The 15,620-nt window shown below is 61.8% G+C and carries 13 protein-coding genes; 11 read left to right on the forward strand and 2 right to left on the reverse strand.

What is annotated here, in order from left to right:
* Positions 1–10: 10 nt before the first annotated feature.
* On the reverse strand, positions 11–1,048 hold the full coding sequence (locus ACR0NB_RS16015) for a substrate-binding domain-containing protein (protein WP_170391531.1): 1,038 nt from the start codon (positions 1,046–1,048) through the stop codon (positions 11–13).
* A gap of 303 nt (positions 1,049–1,351) precedes the next feature.
* Between ACR0NB_RS16015 and ACR0NB_RS16020 the strand changes: the two genes are divergently transcribed.
* A complete protein-coding gene (locus ACR0NB_RS16020; protein ID WP_480776213.1) occupies positions 1,352–2,014 on the forward strand; it encodes a L,D-transpeptidase in 663 nt (220 codons plus the stop codon).
* A gap of 4 nt (positions 2,015–2,018) precedes the next feature.
* Here ACR0NB_RS16020 and ACR0NB_RS16025 read toward each other — a convergent pair whose 3' ends face one another.
* Positions 2,019–2,291, reverse strand: coding sequence for a hypothetical protein (locus ACR0NB_RS16025; protein ID WP_170341585.1), 273 nt, complete (start codon positions 2,289–2,291; stop codon positions 2,019–2,021).
* 248 nt (positions 2,292–2,539) lie between these two features.
* On the opposite strand from ACR0NB_RS16025, the gene ACR0NB_RS16030 reads away from it, so the two are divergent.
* From ACR0NB_RS16030 to ACR0NB_RS16075, 10 genes are all read left to right on the forward strand, one after another.
* A complete protein-coding gene (locus ACR0NB_RS16030; RefSeq protein ID WP_480776214.1) occupies positions 2,540–5,050 on the forward strand; it encodes a heavy metal translocating P-type ATPase in 2,511 nt (836 codons plus the stop codon).
* A gap of 13 nt (positions 5,051–5,063) precedes the next feature.
* Complete coding sequence (cueR, locus tag ACR0NB_RS16035) at positions 5,064–5,450, forward strand: Cu(I)-responsive transcriptional regulator (RefSeq protein WP_093963300.1); 387 nt, start codon at positions 5,064–5,066, stop codon at positions 5,448–5,450.
* A gap of 177 nt (positions 5,451–5,627) precedes the next feature.
* A complete protein-coding gene (locus ACR0NB_RS16040; protein ID WP_170341623.1) occupies positions 5,628–6,293 on the forward strand; it encodes a Crp/Fnr family transcriptional regulator in 666 nt (221 codons plus the stop codon).
* Between the two features lie 96 nt (positions 6,294–6,389).
* Complete coding sequence (locus tag ACR0NB_RS16045) at positions 6,390–6,605, forward strand: YgaP family membrane protein (protein ID WP_480776215.1); 216 nt, start codon at positions 6,390–6,392, stop codon at positions 6,603–6,605.
* A gap of 1 nt (position 6,606) precedes the next feature.
* A complete protein-coding gene (locus ACR0NB_RS16050; protein ID WP_480776216.1) occupies positions 6,607–7,038 on the forward strand; it encodes a YeeE/YedE family protein in 432 nt (143 codons plus the stop codon).
* Between the two features lie 4 nt (positions 7,039–7,042).
* The gene (locus ACR0NB_RS16055; RefSeq protein ID WP_093963297.1) at positions 7,043–7,480 is read left to right on the forward strand and encodes a DUF6691 family protein; all 438 of its coding nucleotides are present in this window, start codon (positions 7,043–7,045) and stop codon (positions 7,478–7,480) included.
* A gap of 85 nt (positions 7,481–7,565) precedes the next feature.
* Complete coding sequence (locus tag ACR0NB_RS16060; RefSeq protein ID WP_170341794.1) at positions 7,566–8,450, forward strand: MBL fold metallo-hydrolase; 885 nt, start codon at positions 7,566–7,568, stop codon at positions 8,448–8,450.
* Positions 8,451–8,465: 15 nt separating this feature from the next.
* Complete coding sequence (locus ACR0NB_RS16065) at positions 8,466–10,148, forward strand: bifunctional protein tyrosine phosphatase family protein/NAD(P)/FAD-dependent oxidoreductase (protein WP_480776217.1); 1,683 nt, start codon at positions 8,466–8,468, stop codon at positions 10,146–10,148.
* Between the two features lie 65 nt (positions 10,149–10,213).
* Positions 10,214–11,950, forward strand: coding sequence for a SulP family inorganic anion transporter (locus ACR0NB_RS16070; protein WP_480776218.1), 1,737 nt, complete (start codon positions 10,214–10,216; stop codon positions 11,948–11,950).
* Between the two features lie 87 nt (positions 11,951–12,037).
* The gene (locus tag ACR0NB_RS16075; RefSeq protein WP_480776219.1) at positions 12,038–15,598 is read left to right on the forward strand and encodes an adenylate/guanylate cyclase domain-containing protein; all 3,561 of its coding nucleotides are present in this window, start codon (positions 12,038–12,040) and stop codon (positions 15,596–15,598) included.
* Positions 15,599–15,620 lie beyond the last annotated feature (22 nt).

The raw sequence follows: 15,620 nt of genomic DNA on the forward strand, positions 1-15,620 counted from the left end.
ATTGCAAGTCTTACGACTTGGGTTCCATGTTCTGGCCGTCCAGGATTGCATCCTGCAGCTCTTCACGGCGCTCGTCGGACAGGGCAACCAGACCACGTTCGGCCAGGTAGCCGTCGGACGCCAAAGCATCATCCGACATGTATTCTTCCAGGAACTCGTCCAGGTTCGGGATCACGCCGCGATGCGCGTTCTTCACATAGAAGTACAGCGGGCGGGACACCGGATAGGATTTGTCGGCGATGGTGTCGGCATTCGGCTCGACGCCTTCGATCGTGACCGGCTTCAGCTTGTCCAGGTTCTCGTACAGGAACGAGTAGCCGAAGATGCCAACGGCGTTCGGGTCCGCCTCAAGGCGCTGAACGATCAGGTTGTCATTCTCGCCCGCTTCGACGAAGGGTCCGTCGGTACGCATGCGCGAGCAGTTTTCCTTGACCCATTTCTTGTCGAAGTCACCGCTCTTGACGAAGTCCAGCTCTTTGCAGCCTTCATGCATGGCCAGCTCGACGAACGCGTCGCGGGTGCCCGAGGTCGGCGGCGGTCCATAAGCCAGGATTTCCACGGCCGGCAGGTCGGGGTTGATTTCGTTCCAGGTCTTGTACGGGTTGTCCTTCCACTCGCCATCAACCGGCACCTGGGCGCCGAGAGCCATGTAGATGTCGGCCAGCGACAGGTCCCAATCCTGTTCATTGCTGCGCGAGATGGCGATCGACAGGCCGTCGAAACCGATCAGAGCTTCAGAGATGTCGGTCACGCCGTTCTTTTGGCACAGCTCGTATTCCGAGGCCTTCATGGCACGCGATGCGCCGGTGATGTCGGCAGTGTTTTCGCCGATGCCTTCGCAGAAGATTTTCATGCCGCCGCCGGTACCGGTCGATTCGACGATGGGCGAAGCAGCGCCCGTGTTGTTGGCGAACTGTTCGGCCACGGCTTGGGTGTACGGGAATACGGTCGACGATCCGACGATACGGATGGCGTCGCGCGCCGAGGCAGCGGACGCGGCGATCGCGGTGATTGCCAGAACCGAAGCGGTCAGTTTGATGGTGGTCATGGTCACTCCTGAGAATCAGCTTTGGCCGCCCCCTGCGGCCTTGTTGAGTGCAGTAGTCCGGGCGTGCGAAGCTTATGTAACGCTTTCGTAACAGTTTTATGACAACCCACCCGCGGCGGTTCAAAAACTCGTCTGATCCAGATGCGCGGCTTTCGGCAGCCGTTTGTGCACGACCTCAAAACACCAGTTGCGACAAGGTTTTGCGTCAAACGAACAAGTGAATGGACTCGGGGTCTGTTTCAGGGAATCGTTTAGTCCGATCTTTTTTCTTGCTGCCACGGCAAGGCGACTGGAGGTGCAGACATGCTGACCAGAAGACATTTTGTTGCGACTTCGCTTGCTGTTTTCTCGCAACCGATTCTTGGCGCGACATCGGCCGAAGCGTCGACCGGATCTCAATGGGCGGCTTGGGACAGGCAGGTGACGCCGGCCAACTATGACCCGGCCACCTCGAACCCTTGGGGGTTGAATCCCCGGTTTCTGCCGCAACGGGTCGAAACCAATCGGTCGCTGGTGCCCGGTGACATTCACGTGGATGCGGTCGCGCGCTACCTGTATTTCATCGAAGAGGGCGGAACCGCGATGCGATACGGCGTGGCGATCGCCCGTGGCAATCTCTACGAACCCGGGACCTATACCATCCGGCGCAAGGCCAAATGGCCGCGTTGGACCCCAACCGCGGACATGATCAAACGTGATCCGCAAGACTATGCGCAGTTTGCCGACGGAATGCCCGGCGGACCCAACAACCCCTTGGGCGCACGCGCTTTCTACCTGTTTCAGGGCAATCGCGACACATATCTGCGCATCCACGGAACACCCTATTCCCGGTCTATCGGCGGGCGGGCAAGCTCAGGGTGTGTGCGCATGGTCATGGCCCATATCATAGGCCTGTATGACCGGGTGCAGCCGGGTGCGACGGCTCATCTATACCCACCCGAAAGATTTGCGACTGCCAGCAGCTGATCCGTCACGCCCGGGCACAGATCGGGCGGCCATCGGCGGTTCTCAGCGGTAGGTATGTCGTTTCGACCGGACCCACGTAACGGTACCAGTAACAACCGTCTTCGGGCATGATCCGAACGGCGGTCAGGTCCTGCCCCGGAGCGGCGATTTCGACCACGCCCTCGGGCACTTTGGCAAGATCACCGGGGGCTTTGTCGCCGGACATCGACGTGGTCTCGGTGCAGGCGGCAATCAGGGACAGCGCGCATAGCCCAATCAATGCTTTCCTCGTTGTCATGCCGCACCTTTCCGATTCCCAAGTGATTCTCTTTGCGTGATACCCTCGCATCCAAGCGATTCCGCTTCAATTCACCAAGGATCCGTCGCCATCCATCGTTGCCCTGTTGCCGACGGAGCACAGCCGCAACTGCTCTTGCCCTGACGGGATGGTTTGCTTGGTGTGCAGGGATATTCCGCAGAGGGCCTTGACCTTCCACTTGCTGGAACCCTTATGTACAGGGTCGACCGGATAATCGTGGTGACGACATGGCCAATATTTCACATGCCAAATTTCAGGTTCAGGGGATGAGTTGCGCGTCTTGCGTGGCCCGGGTTGAGCGTGCGCTCAGCGCGGTTCCGGGTGTCGACTCGGCTGCCGTAAACCTGACGAATGAGAGCGTCCAGGTGGATTTCCATGCTCCGGCTGATGTCAAATCCATCGCACAGGCGATGGAGGCGGCGGGCTATCCAGCCGTGACCGAGACCGTCACGCTCAACATCCAGGGCATGAGCTGTGCTTCATGCGTCGGCCGGGTCGAGAAGGCTTTGCTTGCCGGGCAGGGGGTGCTGACGGCGTCGGTCAACCTCGCCTCGGAAAGCGCGACCGTCCAGTTTGCAACGGGCGCCACGACACCCGAAGCGATTGCTGCACTGGCCAACGCGGCCGGGTACCCGGCGACGCCACGCAACTCGGCTCAGACAGCGGCGCAGGATCGCAAAGCTGACGAAATCCGCAAACTGGCACTGCGAACGGGGTTTGCGGCAATCCTCGCCTTGCCGGTTTTCATCCTTGAGATGGGCGCGCATGTCATTCCCGGCATGCATCACCTGATTGCAAGCACCATCGGCCTGCAAGCCAGCCACTACATTCAGTTCGTCTTGACGACATTGGTCCTGTTCGGGCCCGGTCTTCAATTCTACACCAAGGGCTTTCCAGCACTTGCCAAAGGCGCGCCAGACATGAATTCGCTGGTCGCTTTGGGCACGTCGGCGGCATACGGGTTCTCGCTGATCTCGACCTTTGCGCCCGAAATCCTTCCGGCCGGCACCGCCAATGTCTATTACGAGGCGGCCGCGGTCATCGTGGTTCTGATCTTGCTGGGCCGCTTCCTTGAGGCACGCGCCAAAGGCCGCACCGGCGAGGCGATCCGCAAGCTGGTCGGCCTGCAGGCCAAAACCGCGCGGGTCGAACGGGAGAACTGCATTGTCGAACTGCCCATTGATCAGATCGCAGTGGGCGATCTGGTTCATGTGCGTCCCGGTGAAAAGATCCCGGTCGATGGCTCAGTTCTGAGCGGCACTTCGTATGTCGACGAAAGCATGATCACGGGTGAGCCGGTTCCGGTCGAGAAATCCTCTGACGCAACTGTCGTAGGTGGCACCGTGAACGGTACCGGAGCGTTGACCGTCCGCGCCGAAAAGATCGGAGCGGATACGATGCTGGCGCAGATCATTCAGATGGTCGAACAGGCTCAGGGCGCGAAGCTGCCCATTCAGGGCTTGGTTGACCGTATCACCCTTTGGTTTGTTCCCGCGGTGATCGCGGTGGCGGTCGTGACAGTCCTTGTTTGGTTGCTGTTCGGACCGGACCCGGCACTCAGCATGGCTCTGGTTGCCGGGGTCGCGGTGCTTATCATTGCCTGCCCCTGCGCAATGGGTCTGGCTACGCCGACATCGATCATGGTGGGCACGGGGCGCGCTGCGGAAATGGGCGTTCTGTTCCGCAAGGGCGACGCGCTGCAGATGTTGCAGGAAACCACTGTTGTAGCGGTGGACAAGACCGGCACCCTGACGGAAGGCCGCCCGGAACTGACTGATCTTGTGGTTGCCCAAGGGCTGGATGAGGACACCGTCCTGCGCCTGGTCGCAGCCGTCGAGGCCACTTCGGAACATCCGATCGCCACCGCCATCGTGCGCGCGGCCGAGACACGCGGCCTGAATCTGCCGAAGCCCGAGGATTTCAAGTCGATCACCGGCTATGGGGTTCAAGCGGTCATCGAAGGGCACAGCATCCTCATCGGTGCCGATCGTCTGATGGAGCGCGAAGGCATCGACATCAGTGCGCTGTCAGATCACGGCGCGTCGCTGGCCGCCAAAGGCAGAACACCGCTCTACGCCGCAATCGACGGAACCGCTGCCGCCGCAATCGCGGTGGCCGACCCGATCAAGCCCAGCACACCGGAGGCCATCGAAGCCTTGCACGCGCTGGGGCTCAAAGTGGCGATGATCACGGGCGACAACAGGGCGACGGCCGATGCCATCGCAGCACAGCTTGGGATCGACACAGTCGTCGCCGAAGTCCTGCCCGAAGGCAAAGTCGCTGCACTGGAAAACCTGCGCGTGAACGGCGGCAAGTTGGCTTTTGTCGGTGATGGGATCAACGACGCTCCGGCGCTGGCGGCCGCGGATGTCGGCATTGCCATCGGCACCGGGACCGACGTTGCGATCGAGGCCGCAGACGTGGTGCTGATGTCGGGCGATCTGATCGGCGTGGTCAACGCCTTCGATATCAGCCAGCGCACCATGCGCAATATCCGGCAGAACCTGTTCTGGGCCTTTGGCTACAACACGCTGCTGATCCCGGTGGCCGCGGGAGTTCTCTATCCCTTTGGCGGACCCTTGCTGTCCCCGGTTTTGGCGGCTGGCGCCATGGCGCTGTCCAGCGTGTTCGTCTTGTCAAACGCATTGCGGCTGCGTTGGGTCAAGGCGGCCCGGCCGCCGAGCGGATCCGACCGCAAACCGCAGACCATTGCACACGCACCCACACCCGCCGAATAGGAAAGGAGCCGCCATGAACATCGGGGACGTCGCCGAACGCTCGGGTTTGCCGGCCAAGACCATCCGGTATTATGAGGATATCGGTTTCATCAAACCCAGACGCTCGACCAATGGATACCGCCATTTCGACGAGAAAGAACTGCACAAGCTGGCGTTCATCGGGCGCGCGCGGTCGCTGGGGTTCACCATCGAAGACTGCCGCTCGCTTCTGGCGCTGTACGAGGACAAGCACCGCGCCAGCGCGGACGTCAAGCGGATCGCCAAACAGAACCTCGAAGAGATCGATGCCAAGATCGAAGGTTTGAAAGCCATGCGCGAAACACTGTCGCACCTGATCCAGGAATGCGCCGGAGATGACCGCCCGGATTGTCCGATCCTCAAGGATCTGGGTCGCGACTGACAGGATAGACCCGAGGCACCTTCGGGCGCTTTCCCTTGATCGCGACCACGGTTCTGTCCTAGGCCATGCGGCAGGTGCACAGGACGCGTTGTTACGAACGTATCGTCTAGGCCGGGCGAAAGACGGCAGAACCGTAATGATCTAAGAGGGCTTTGGGCCACCCATGCAAGCAGCCACATGACAATCACTGACTGGACCCAGCGGTTCCACGGAACCAGCCACCTGCCCGATGCGGTACGCGCCCGGTTGCGCGCGGCCGCGCGGATCGTGAAGTTCCCGAACGGGGCCCAGGTGTTCGGGCCCGACAATGTGCCGGACAGCCTCATGTTTCTGTACGAAGGCCGGATCCGCGTTTCACAAAGCTCGGATACGGGGCGCGAAATCGTCTTGTATCGGGTCGAAGCCGGCGAAAGCTGCGTGCTGACCACGGCATGCATGCTGGCCGAAGAGGCCTATAACGCCGAAGGCATTGCTGAAACAGATGTCACCGCGATCGTCCTGCCCAAGCCTGCCTTCGACCGCCTTGCCGCGGAAGAGGACGCGTTTCGCGATTTCGTGTTCCAGGCCTATTCCCGCCGATTGATCGACCTTCTGCGCGTGGTCGATGACGTCGCCTTCGGCCGGATCGATGTCCGGCTGGCGGAACGTCTGCTTGCATTGGCCGATTCCGCGAACGAGGTGCAAGCGACACACCAACAACTGGCCAGCGAACTGGGAACCGCGCGTGAGGTTGTCTCGCGGGTGCTGCACGACTTCCAGAAACGCGAGTTGGTTTCGCAATCTCGGGGCAAGATTACGCTCACCGACACAACGGCTTTGCAGGCTTTGGCCCACAGCACCTGATTTTTCGGGAATCTTTTCGGCATTCGTGACATTGTCACTGAAGAGACGCTCCTGGCGTCATATATGCCATTCAGAAACCTGAATATGGAGGGCGATATGACCAACAACGTCGGAACGATCGACCGCACGCTGCGCGCAGCTCTTGGGTTGGTACTGCTGTACCTGGCAATCTTCAGCGGGCTGGCCCTGTTCGCCGCACCCCTTTTCAGATATGGCGCTGTGATCGTCGGCATCATCATGCTGTTGACCGCGACCATGAAATTCTGCCCGGTGTACACGCTTTTGGGCATCAAAACCTGCAGGACCAGATAATATGGAAACCGTATTCACGCCTTTTGCATCCTTTGGCGGCGGCCTGCTGATAGGCTTGGGCGCAGTGTTGTTGATGTTGGGCCTCGGCCGCATCATGGGTGCCACCGGGATCATGTCCGGTCTGGTCTTTCCTGACAGCGGGTCCGAGTTTTCCTGGCGGCTGGCGCTTGTTGCCGGAATGATCGTTGCGCCGGGTCTGATCTACGTGCTGACCGGCTCCATGCCGGCCATCGAGGTGCCGATCAGCCCGCTGATGATCGTGGTCGGCGGCGTCATCGTCGGTCTGGGCGCCAGCCTCGGCTCGGGGTGCACCTCGGGTCACGGAGTATGCGGCATGTCGCGGTTGTCGACCCGGTCCCTGGTCGCCGTTCCGACCTTCATGGCAACTGCCGCCATCACGGTTTTCGTGATCCGCCACGTATTCGGAGGGTGAGGCAATGAAACTGTTCCATACGTTCCTGACCGGCCTTGTCTTCGGAACAGGCATCGCGATCTCGGGCATGATGAACCCGGCCAAGGTGTTGAACTTCTTCGATCTGGCCGGAACCTGGGACCCCAGCCTTGCCTTCGTAATGGGCGGTGCGCTGGTGGTGACATTCATCGGCTATCGCCTGGTATGGCGACGCGCCGCGCCGCTTTATGCGGACCGGTTCCAGATTCCGGGCGCAAAGCACATCGACATGAAGCTTGTCGGCGGCTCAGCCTTGTTTGGCGTGGGCTGGGGCATCGCAGGATTCTGCCCGGGCGCGGCAATTCCGGCCCTGGGCACCGGACGGTGGGAGGTTCTGCTGTTTCTGGGCGCGGTCGCCGCCGGGCTGGCCCTGGCGCGCATTCTGCAAGGGCAACCATTGATTACACGTTCGGCCAAGGCCTGAGCGTCAGAGAGGAGGCACGATCATGACCGACCAAAAGGCAATCGACACCCACAACCAGAAAATGGCTGACGCAATCGCGACACCAATTTCCGCATATCCGGTTGATCTGAGCGTCAAACCCAAGGTTCAGGGCTTCTACGACGAGGCCACGGCGACGATCAGCTACATCGTTTCGGACCCGACATCCAACGCCTGCGCGATCATCGACAGCGTGATGGACATCGACTATGCCGCTGGCCGGATCACATTCGAACATGCCGACCTGCTGATCGCCGAGATCGAAAAGCAGGGCCTGAAACTGGAGTGGATCATCGAGACCCACGCCCATGCCGATCACCTTTCGGCGGCGCCCTACATCCAGCAGAAGCTGGGCGGCAAGATCGGCATTGGCGAGAACATCAAGATCGTGCAGGAGGTCTTCGGCAAGATCTTCAACGAAGGCACCGAGTTCCAGCGTGACGGCAGCCAGTTCGATGCACTGTTCACCGATGGCATGACCTACAAGATCGGCAACATGACCGCCTTCACCATGCACACGCCGGGCCATACACCGGCCTGCATGGTGCATGTGATGGGCGATGCGGCCTTTGTGGGTGACACGCTGTTCATGCCCGATGGTGGTTCGGCCCGAGCCGACTTTCCGGGCGGAGATGCGGGAACGCTTTATGACTCGATCCAGAAAGTTCTGAGCCTGCCGGACGAAACCCGCCTGTTCATGTGCCACGATTACGGCCCCAACGGCCGCGACATCCGCTGGGAAACCACGGTGGCCGAGGAAAAGGCGCACAACATTCATGTGGGCGGCGGAAAGTCGCGGGACGAGTTCATCAAGATGCGCACCGAGCGTGACGCGACGCTGGCGATGCCGACCCTGATCATCCCGTCGATCCAGGTCAATATTCGGGCGGGTGACATCCCGACCGACAAGGACGGCAACCAGATGCTCAAGGTTCCGGTCAACAAGATCTGACCGCAGGAGACAACAATGGAAATCCGAAAGATTTCGGGCGCACTCTCGGTGTCGCCACAGGTAACGCTTGCCGATATCCCGGCGATCAAGGCCGCGGGCTTCCGCGCCATCATCTGCAATCGCCCCGACGGTGAAGGGTCCGACCAACCGACATTCGAGGAAATCGAGGCCGCTGCAGAAAAGCTTGGCATCGAAGCCCGGTACGTTCCCGTCCAGACCGGCCTGGTCCGGGATGAGGACGCGCAGGCCTTCGGTCACGCCCTGACCGAACTGCCAGGTCCGATCCTGGCCTATTGCCGGACGGGCACGCGCTCGGCGACGCTGTGGTCGCTGCACGAGGCCGCGCAGGGCCGAGCCTTGCCTGACATCCTGACCGCGACCAAGGCTGCCGGATATGACATGAGCGGCGTGGCCCGCCGCATTGCCAATGGCGGCAAGACGCCCACCGACACCGGCGACGCGTCCTTTGACGTGGTGATCGTGGGCGGCGGGGCAGGGGGCATCGCCACCGCCGCCAGCCTGCATGCGCGTAAATCCGACCTGTCGATTGCCATCATCGACCCGTCCGACGTGCACTATTATCAACCCGGCTGGACCCTGGTGGGCGGCGGCGTGTTCACGCCGGAAAAGACGGCCAAGACCATGGGCGCGCTGATCCCGCGCGGGGTCAAATGGATCAAGGCCGCCGTGGCCGCGTTCGAGCCGCAAAACAACGCCGTCATTCTGGATGGCTGCCGGGTGGTCAAATACGACCGGCTGGTGGTGACCCCGGGGCTCAAGCTGGACTGGGGTGCGGTCGAGGGGCTGGAGGAAACGCTGGGCCGCAACGGCGTGACCTCGAACTATCGCTATGACCTGGCGCCTTATACTTGGCAGCTGGTCGAGGCGCTGAAGTCGGGTCGGGCGCTGTTCACCCAACCGCCGATGCCGATCAAATGTGCGGGCGCGCCGCAGAAGGCGATGTATCTGTCGGGCGATGCGTGGGTTCGGCGCGGGGTTTTGAAGGACATCGACATCCAGTTCATGAACGCGGGCGGGGTGCTGTTCGGGGTCAAGGACTATGTCCCGGCGCTGATGGAGTACGTCAGGAAATACGACGCCACGCTGAACTTCTTCCACAATCTGGTGGCGGTGGACGGGGCGGCGAAAACCGCCACGTTCAAGGTCGCCAAGCCCGACGAGCAGCCCGAGCAGGTGACGGTCGAGTTCGACATGATGCATGTCTGCCCGCCGCAGGTGGCGCCGGACTTCATCCGGGTGTCGCCGCTGGCGGATGCGGCGGGTTGGGTCGATGTGGATCAGTCCACGCTGCGCCACAAGAGCTTTGACAACATCTGGTCGCTGGGCGACGTGATGAACGCGCCGAACGCGAAAACCGCGGCCGCCGCGCGCAAGCAGGCGCCGGTGGTGGCCGACAACATCGTGGCCGACATCGAGGGCCATGGCCCGGTGGCGGCCTATGACGGTTACGGCTCTTGCCCGCTGACGGTGGAACGCGGCAAGATCGTGCTGGCCGAGTTCGGCTATGGCGGTGTTCTGAAACCCAGCTTCCCAAAGTTCCTGATCGACGGCACCAAACCCAGCCGCGCGGCCTGGGTCCTCAAGGAAAAGCTGCTGCCGCCGGTCTATTGGTCGGCGATGCTGAAGGGCAAGGAATGGATGGCCAAGCCCGAGTCGCTGAACGTGGCGGCCGAATAGGTCGCTAGGGCTTCTTGCCCTGCGCCATCCAACACCCGCCCTGTGCCCTCTTGAACGTGGAACCGATGCACAACCTGTTGCGATACTTGCCAATTCTGGATTGGGGCCGCCGGTATGACCGGGCGGCGCTGTCCAATGACCTGATCGCCGCGGTGATCGTGACGATCATGCTGATCCCACAATCGCTGGCCTATGCGCTGCTGGCGGGGCTGCCGCCCGAGGCGGGTATCTATGCCTCGATCGTGCCGATCATCCTCTATGCGATCTTCGGCACCAGCCGGGCGCTGGCGGTGGGTCCGGCGGCGGTGGTGTCGCTGCTGACCGCATCGGCCGTGGGGCAGGTGGCCGAGCAGGGCACCGCAGGCTATGCGGTGGCGGCGCTGACGCTGGCCTTTCTGTCGAGCGGGTTCCTTGTGCTGCTGGGCGTGTTGCGGCTGGGCTTTCTGGCCAACTTCCTGTCTCATCCGGTGATCGCAGGCTTCATCACCGCCTCGGGCATCTTGATCGCCACCAGCCAGCTGAAACATATCCTAGGGGTCAGCGCGCATGGGCATACTTTGCCCGAGATGCTGGGCTCGATCCTTGCGCATCTGGACCAGACCAGCGGGATTACCGTGGTGATCGGCGCACTGGCCACGGCGTTCCTTTTCTGGGTGCGCAAGAACCTCAAACCCGCGCTGCGGCGCATGGGCGTACCGCCGCTGCTTGCGGATGTGCTGACCAAGGCCGGGCCGGTGGCGGCGGTGGTGGTCACGACCGTGTTGGTCTGGGCCTTCGGGCTGGACGCGCGCGGCGTCCAGATCGTGGGCGAGGTGCCCCAAAGCCTGCCGCCTCTGACCCTGCCGGGGCTGTCCTCGGACCTGATCGGTGCGCTGCTGGTACCCGCCATCCTGATCTCGATCATCGGCTTTGTCGAAAGCATCTCGGTCGCGCAGACGCTGGCGGCCAAAAAACGCCAGCGCGTCGACCCCAACCAGGAACTGATCGGCCTGGGCGCGGCCAATCTGGGCGCTGCGTTCACCGGAGGCTTTCCGGTCACCGGCGGCTTCTCGCGCTCGGTGGTGAACTTCGACGCGGGCGCCGAGACCCCGGCGGCCGGTGCCTTCACCGCCATAGGGCTGGCGATTGCCGCGCTTTTCCTGACCCCGCTGGTCTATTTCTTGCCCAAGGCGACGCTGGCCGCGACGATCATCGTGGCGGTGCTTAGCCTGGTGGATTTTTCAATCCTCAAAAAGACCTGGGGCTATTCACGGGCCGATTTCACCGCTGTCGCCGCCACAATCGTCCTGACCCTGATGGCCGGTGTCGAAGCGGGTGTTGCCAGCGGCGTGGCAATCTCGATCCTTCTGCATCTTTACAAGACTTCACGTCCACATGTGGCCGAACTGGGGCTGGTGCCGGGCACTCAGCACTTCCGCAACATCCTGCGCCACAAGGTCCAGACCGACCCCACACTGGTCACGCTGCGGGTGGATGAAAGCCTATACTTCGTGAATGCCCGCTTCCTTGAGGATCTGATCCAGTCGCGCGTGACCGAGGGCTGCGAGATCCGCAACGTGGTTCTGATGTTCTCGGCGGTGAACGAGGTCGACTTCTCGGCGCTCGAAAGCCTTGAGGCGATCAACCACCGCCTGCGCGACATGGGTGCCGGGCTGCACCTGAGCGAGGTCAAAGGCCCGGTCATGGACCGCCTGAAGCAGTCGCATTTCCTCGATGAATTGAATGGGCAGGTGTTCCTGTCGCAATATGACGCTTGGCAAAGACTGACCGCGCCTGACCGGATCACCTACGCAGCAGAATGAGTTCTGATTTTTACCCGCGTAATCATGATTATGTTAAGTTTTCTCCTGACGCTTGATTGACGAATTGCAACCACGCATGATCCGTCAATGGGGTTCACGGTCAAAACATGGCTGAACGATCTGGGTCTGGGCCAATACGCAGAGACATTTGCGGAGAATGACGTTGATGCACGCGTATTGCCTCTGCTGACGAATGACGATCTCCGAGAGCTTGGGATCAGCCTCGGGCACCGCAAGGTCATTCTGGCTGCCGCCCGCGTCCTGTCTGATGAACAAACGCCCGAGCAGCCAACATCTGACATCGCAGCAGCCGCAGCCGAAATACGGCCCGACACGGATGGGCAACCGTCGCGAGCTCCGGCCGAGCGGCGCCATCTGACGGTCTTTTTTGCCGACCTCGTCGGCTCGACCGAATTGACCAACCGGATCGACCCCGAAGACATGCGGATCCTGTTGCAGCGATACCAGGATTCCGTTGCAGGTGCTGTCAGCCGGTATGGAGGATATGTCGCAAAATACCTTGGCGACGGGCTGTTGGTCTTTTTCGGGTGGCCCCGCGCCTATGAGGATCACGCCATTCGGGCCGTCAAAGCTGGTCTCGAAGCCGTTCGAAGGGTCCGGCAGATGACGACGCCCAACGGAACCCCGCTCGCCGTGCGCATCGGCATCGCCAGCGGCGACGTGGTTGTCGGTGACGCGATCGGTGAAAACTCGTTCGAAGAAGGCGCCATGACCGGACCGGTGTTGAACTTGGCCGCCAGGTTGCAGGAAAAAGCCCCGGCAAACGCCGTCGTCATGCCCCGTACAGACCTGACAGGGTCGTTGGATGGCGTGTTCGAGGTTTCATCCTTGGGCAGTGTGCCCCTGAAAGGCTTCGATGCCGCGCACGACCTGGTTCAGGTCTTGGCTGAGCGCAGCGCCGAAAGCCGGTTTCACGCGGTTCGCGGGGACGGTGCCCACGGGTTCCTGATCGGCCGCAGTTTTGAAAAGGGCATCCTTCTGCAATCCTGGAAACACGCGCAGGACGGCAAAGGCGAAGTGGTCCTGCTGTCAGGCGAAGCGGGAATCGGCAAGTCGCGCCTGATCGAGGAGTTTCTGCAGGACGAAAGTGTGGTCCAAAAGGCCGACATCATCAGACTGAACTGCTCACCCTATCTGACCAGCAGCCCGTTTCACCCGGTTGCCGAACGGATTTCTCAGGATGCGGGCGTCGACCCGGATTTTGACGACGACAGGGTGCAGGAGAGTGTTCACGACATGCTGGCCCAGCGGCAAGGACTGGATCTGGACCTTGTTCTTCCTGCCTTCGCCGCTTTGGTCGCCCCACGCAGCACCTTGGCCCAGCAGGTCCTGCAACTGTCGCCCCAGGAACAGCGAGACCTGACGATCCAAGCGCTGATCACCACGGTAAAGGCCCGGGCCGTCCAACGTCCGGTCATCCTGTTTGTCGAGGATGCCCATTGGATCGACGCCTCGACCCACGTGTTGCTGGATCGTTTCAAAGCGTTGTGCGTCGACCTTCCCCTTCTGATCGTGATCACGCATCGCCCCGGCTGGGAAATGCAGAAGACCGAAGGGGACAGCCATGTGCAAACCCTGCATCTGGGGCGGCTTGATGCCGAGCAGGTCGCCCATCTGGTGCAACGTGTCTCGGGACGCGATCCGGATCCGGAATTGGTCGACCTGATTGTCGACAAAACCGACGGCGTGCCGCTTTTTGTCGAGGAACTGACCCGCGCCATACACGAAACCGGCGGGGTCGGTGTGAACGTGCCCTCGTCCCTGAGCGGAGCGTTGATGGCCCGGTTGGACGCCGTATCGCCCGACGCCAAACAAACGGCTCTTGCCGCGTCGGTTATCGGGCGCGAGTTCGAACCGGCTCTGCTTGCCGCGTCGATGCCGGAAGCCCCGGCAGAGCTCGGCACTTGTCTGGCTGAGCTGTGTCGCGCTGGACTGGTCTTTGAAAGCGGGCACCACAAAGGGCACTATGTATTCCGCCATGCATTGATCAGGGACACCGCCTATCAGTCCATGCTCAGCAGCACGCGCAAGGCCCAACACGCCAATGTCGCCCGCGCGCTGATGGAGTTGCGGTCGGCCGAGATTGAACGACGCCCCGAGTTGGCCGCCCGGCACCTGACCGAGGCCGAAGACTGGGCTGCCGCCTATGACCGGTGGCGCGCGGCGACAGAAATGGCCCTGTCACGGTCGGCCAGCCAGGAAGCCCTGGCCAATGCGACGGAAACCCTGAAGGCCGCGCAAAAACTCGGCGACGGAAAAAGCCCTCAGACGATCGTTGGAAACCTGCTGCTTGGGCGAAGCTACGACAGCGCAGGCAGGTTGCCGGAAGGAATCGCCAAACTGAAGGAAGCCTCGGACGCCGCCCGGCACTCAGGCCGGACGGACCTTGCTGCCGACGCGGCGCATCACTTCGCCGATTCATGCATGATGGCCGGTCAACGGCACGGCCAGGCGATCAGCCTGTGCTTCGAGGCATTGGACAGTCTGCCGCCGACAGATGAGGTTCGGCGGTGTCGTCTGATGGCCCAGATCGCCCGCGCCTACATGTTCATCGGCGACTTTGCCGAGGGCACTAAATATGGCCAGCAATGCATGGAACTGGCCGCCCGGCTGGGCGATCACAAATCCCGGTTCGCCGTCATGATGACCCGCTTCGGCGCTCCCTTCGTGGCGCGCCAGGGCGAAGATCGGCTGAACTGGCGCAAGAACCTCGAATCCATGCACGAAGTGGCGGAAAAGCTTGGAAACATCGATCAGGGTCGCGACCGTACCCTGAGCCTGTTTGTCGGTGCCGAAATGGCGGACCGCCAGTTGGTCGACACCTCGTTGAAACTGCTGACCGAGATCTCGGACAAGGACAACCACCGACAGCTGTACTGGGTCCAGATCCATGCCCGTGCAATGGTGGCCATCCTGGATGGCGATTTTGAACGCGCCGAGACCTATGCGAGCGAAGCCGTCAAAATCGGGCGGCAGACACACGGCGCCCATGTCGAGGGTGTCTACGGCGTTCAGATGTTCACCATCCGGCGCGAGCAGGCCCGGTTGCATGAAGTGGCCCCTGTGATCAAGCGGCTCATGTCCGACAGCCCCGGCGAAACCAGCTGGAAACCCGGATTCGGCCTGATAGCCGCCGAACTGGGGTTTCGCGAGCCCGCCGAGCGTATTCTCAATGAGATCGCGGACACCGGTTTTGACCTGCCTCAGGACGCGATGTACTCGACCACGCTGTCCTATCTGGCGGATATCTGCGTCGCGGTCGAGAACACGCACCATGCCCAAACGCTGATCGACAAGCTGCTGCCCTACCGGGACCTGACGATCACGGCCGGCGCGACAACCGTCTGCACCGGATCCGCGGCCCGGCGGCTGGGAGCGCTGGCCGCCGCGTTGGGTGATTGGGACACCGCCGACGAGCTGTTCGAAACCGCGATCCAATTGGACACAGCGATGGCCGCGCCGCCGTGGATCGCCCACAGCAAAGCCGCGCGCGCCTGGGCTCTTCGCCGTCGCGGTCGCGCTCAGGATCTGCGCTCGGCCCTTTCGCTTGAGGCCGAAGCGTTGGCAACTGCCCGGGAATTGGGTATGGTTTCCCTTAGGTCAAAACTTGAAGGATCCGCGTCTTAGACTCCGAGCACATGCGCAGGGG

It is taken from the genome of Ruegeria sp. CG3, assembly GCF_056537205.1.

Coding starts and splice junctions, on each gene's coding strand:
- ACR0NB_RS16015 (WP_170391531.1), bottom strand. CDS start 1,048: ATGACCACCATCAAACTGACCGCTTCGGTTCTGGCAATCACCGCGATC.
- ACR0NB_RS16020 (WP_480776213.1), top strand. CDS start 1,352: ATGCTGACCAGAAGACATTTTGTTGCGACTTCGCTTGCTGTTTTCTCG.
- ACR0NB_RS16025 (WP_170341585.1), bottom strand. CDS start 2,291: ATGACAACGAGGAAAGCATTGATTGGGCTATGCGCGCTGTCCCTGATT.
- ACR0NB_RS16030 (WP_480776214.1), top strand. CDS start 2,540: ATGGCCAATATTTCACATGCCAAATTTCAGGTTCAGGGGATGAGTTGC.
- cueR (WP_093963300.1), top strand. CDS start 5,064: ATGAACATCGGGGACGTCGCCGAACGCTCGGGTTTGCCGGCCAAGACC.
- ACR0NB_RS16040 (WP_170341623.1), top strand. CDS start 5,628: ATGACAATCACTGACTGGACCCAGCGGTTCCACGGAACCAGCCACCTG.
- ACR0NB_RS16045 (WP_480776215.1), top strand. CDS start 6,390: ATGACCAACAACGTCGGAACGATCGACCGCACGCTGCGCGCAGCTCTT.
- ACR0NB_RS16050 (WP_480776216.1), top strand. CDS start 6,607: ATGGAAACCGTATTCACGCCTTTTGCATCCTTTGGCGGCGGCCTGCTG.
- ACR0NB_RS16055 (WP_093963297.1), top strand. CDS start 7,043: ATGAAACTGTTCCATACGTTCCTGACCGGCCTTGTCTTCGGAACAGGC.
- ACR0NB_RS16065 (WP_480776217.1), top strand. CDS start 8,466: ATGGAAATCCGAAAGATTTCGGGCGCACTCTCGGTGTCGCCACAGGTA.
- ACR0NB_RS16070 (WP_480776218.1), top strand. CDS start 10,214: ATGCACAACCTGTTGCGATACTTGCCAATTCTGGATTGGGGCCGCCGG.
- ACR0NB_RS16075 (WP_480776219.1), top strand. CDS start 12,038: ATGGGGTTCACGGTCAAAACATGGCTGAACGATCTGGGTCTGGGCCAA.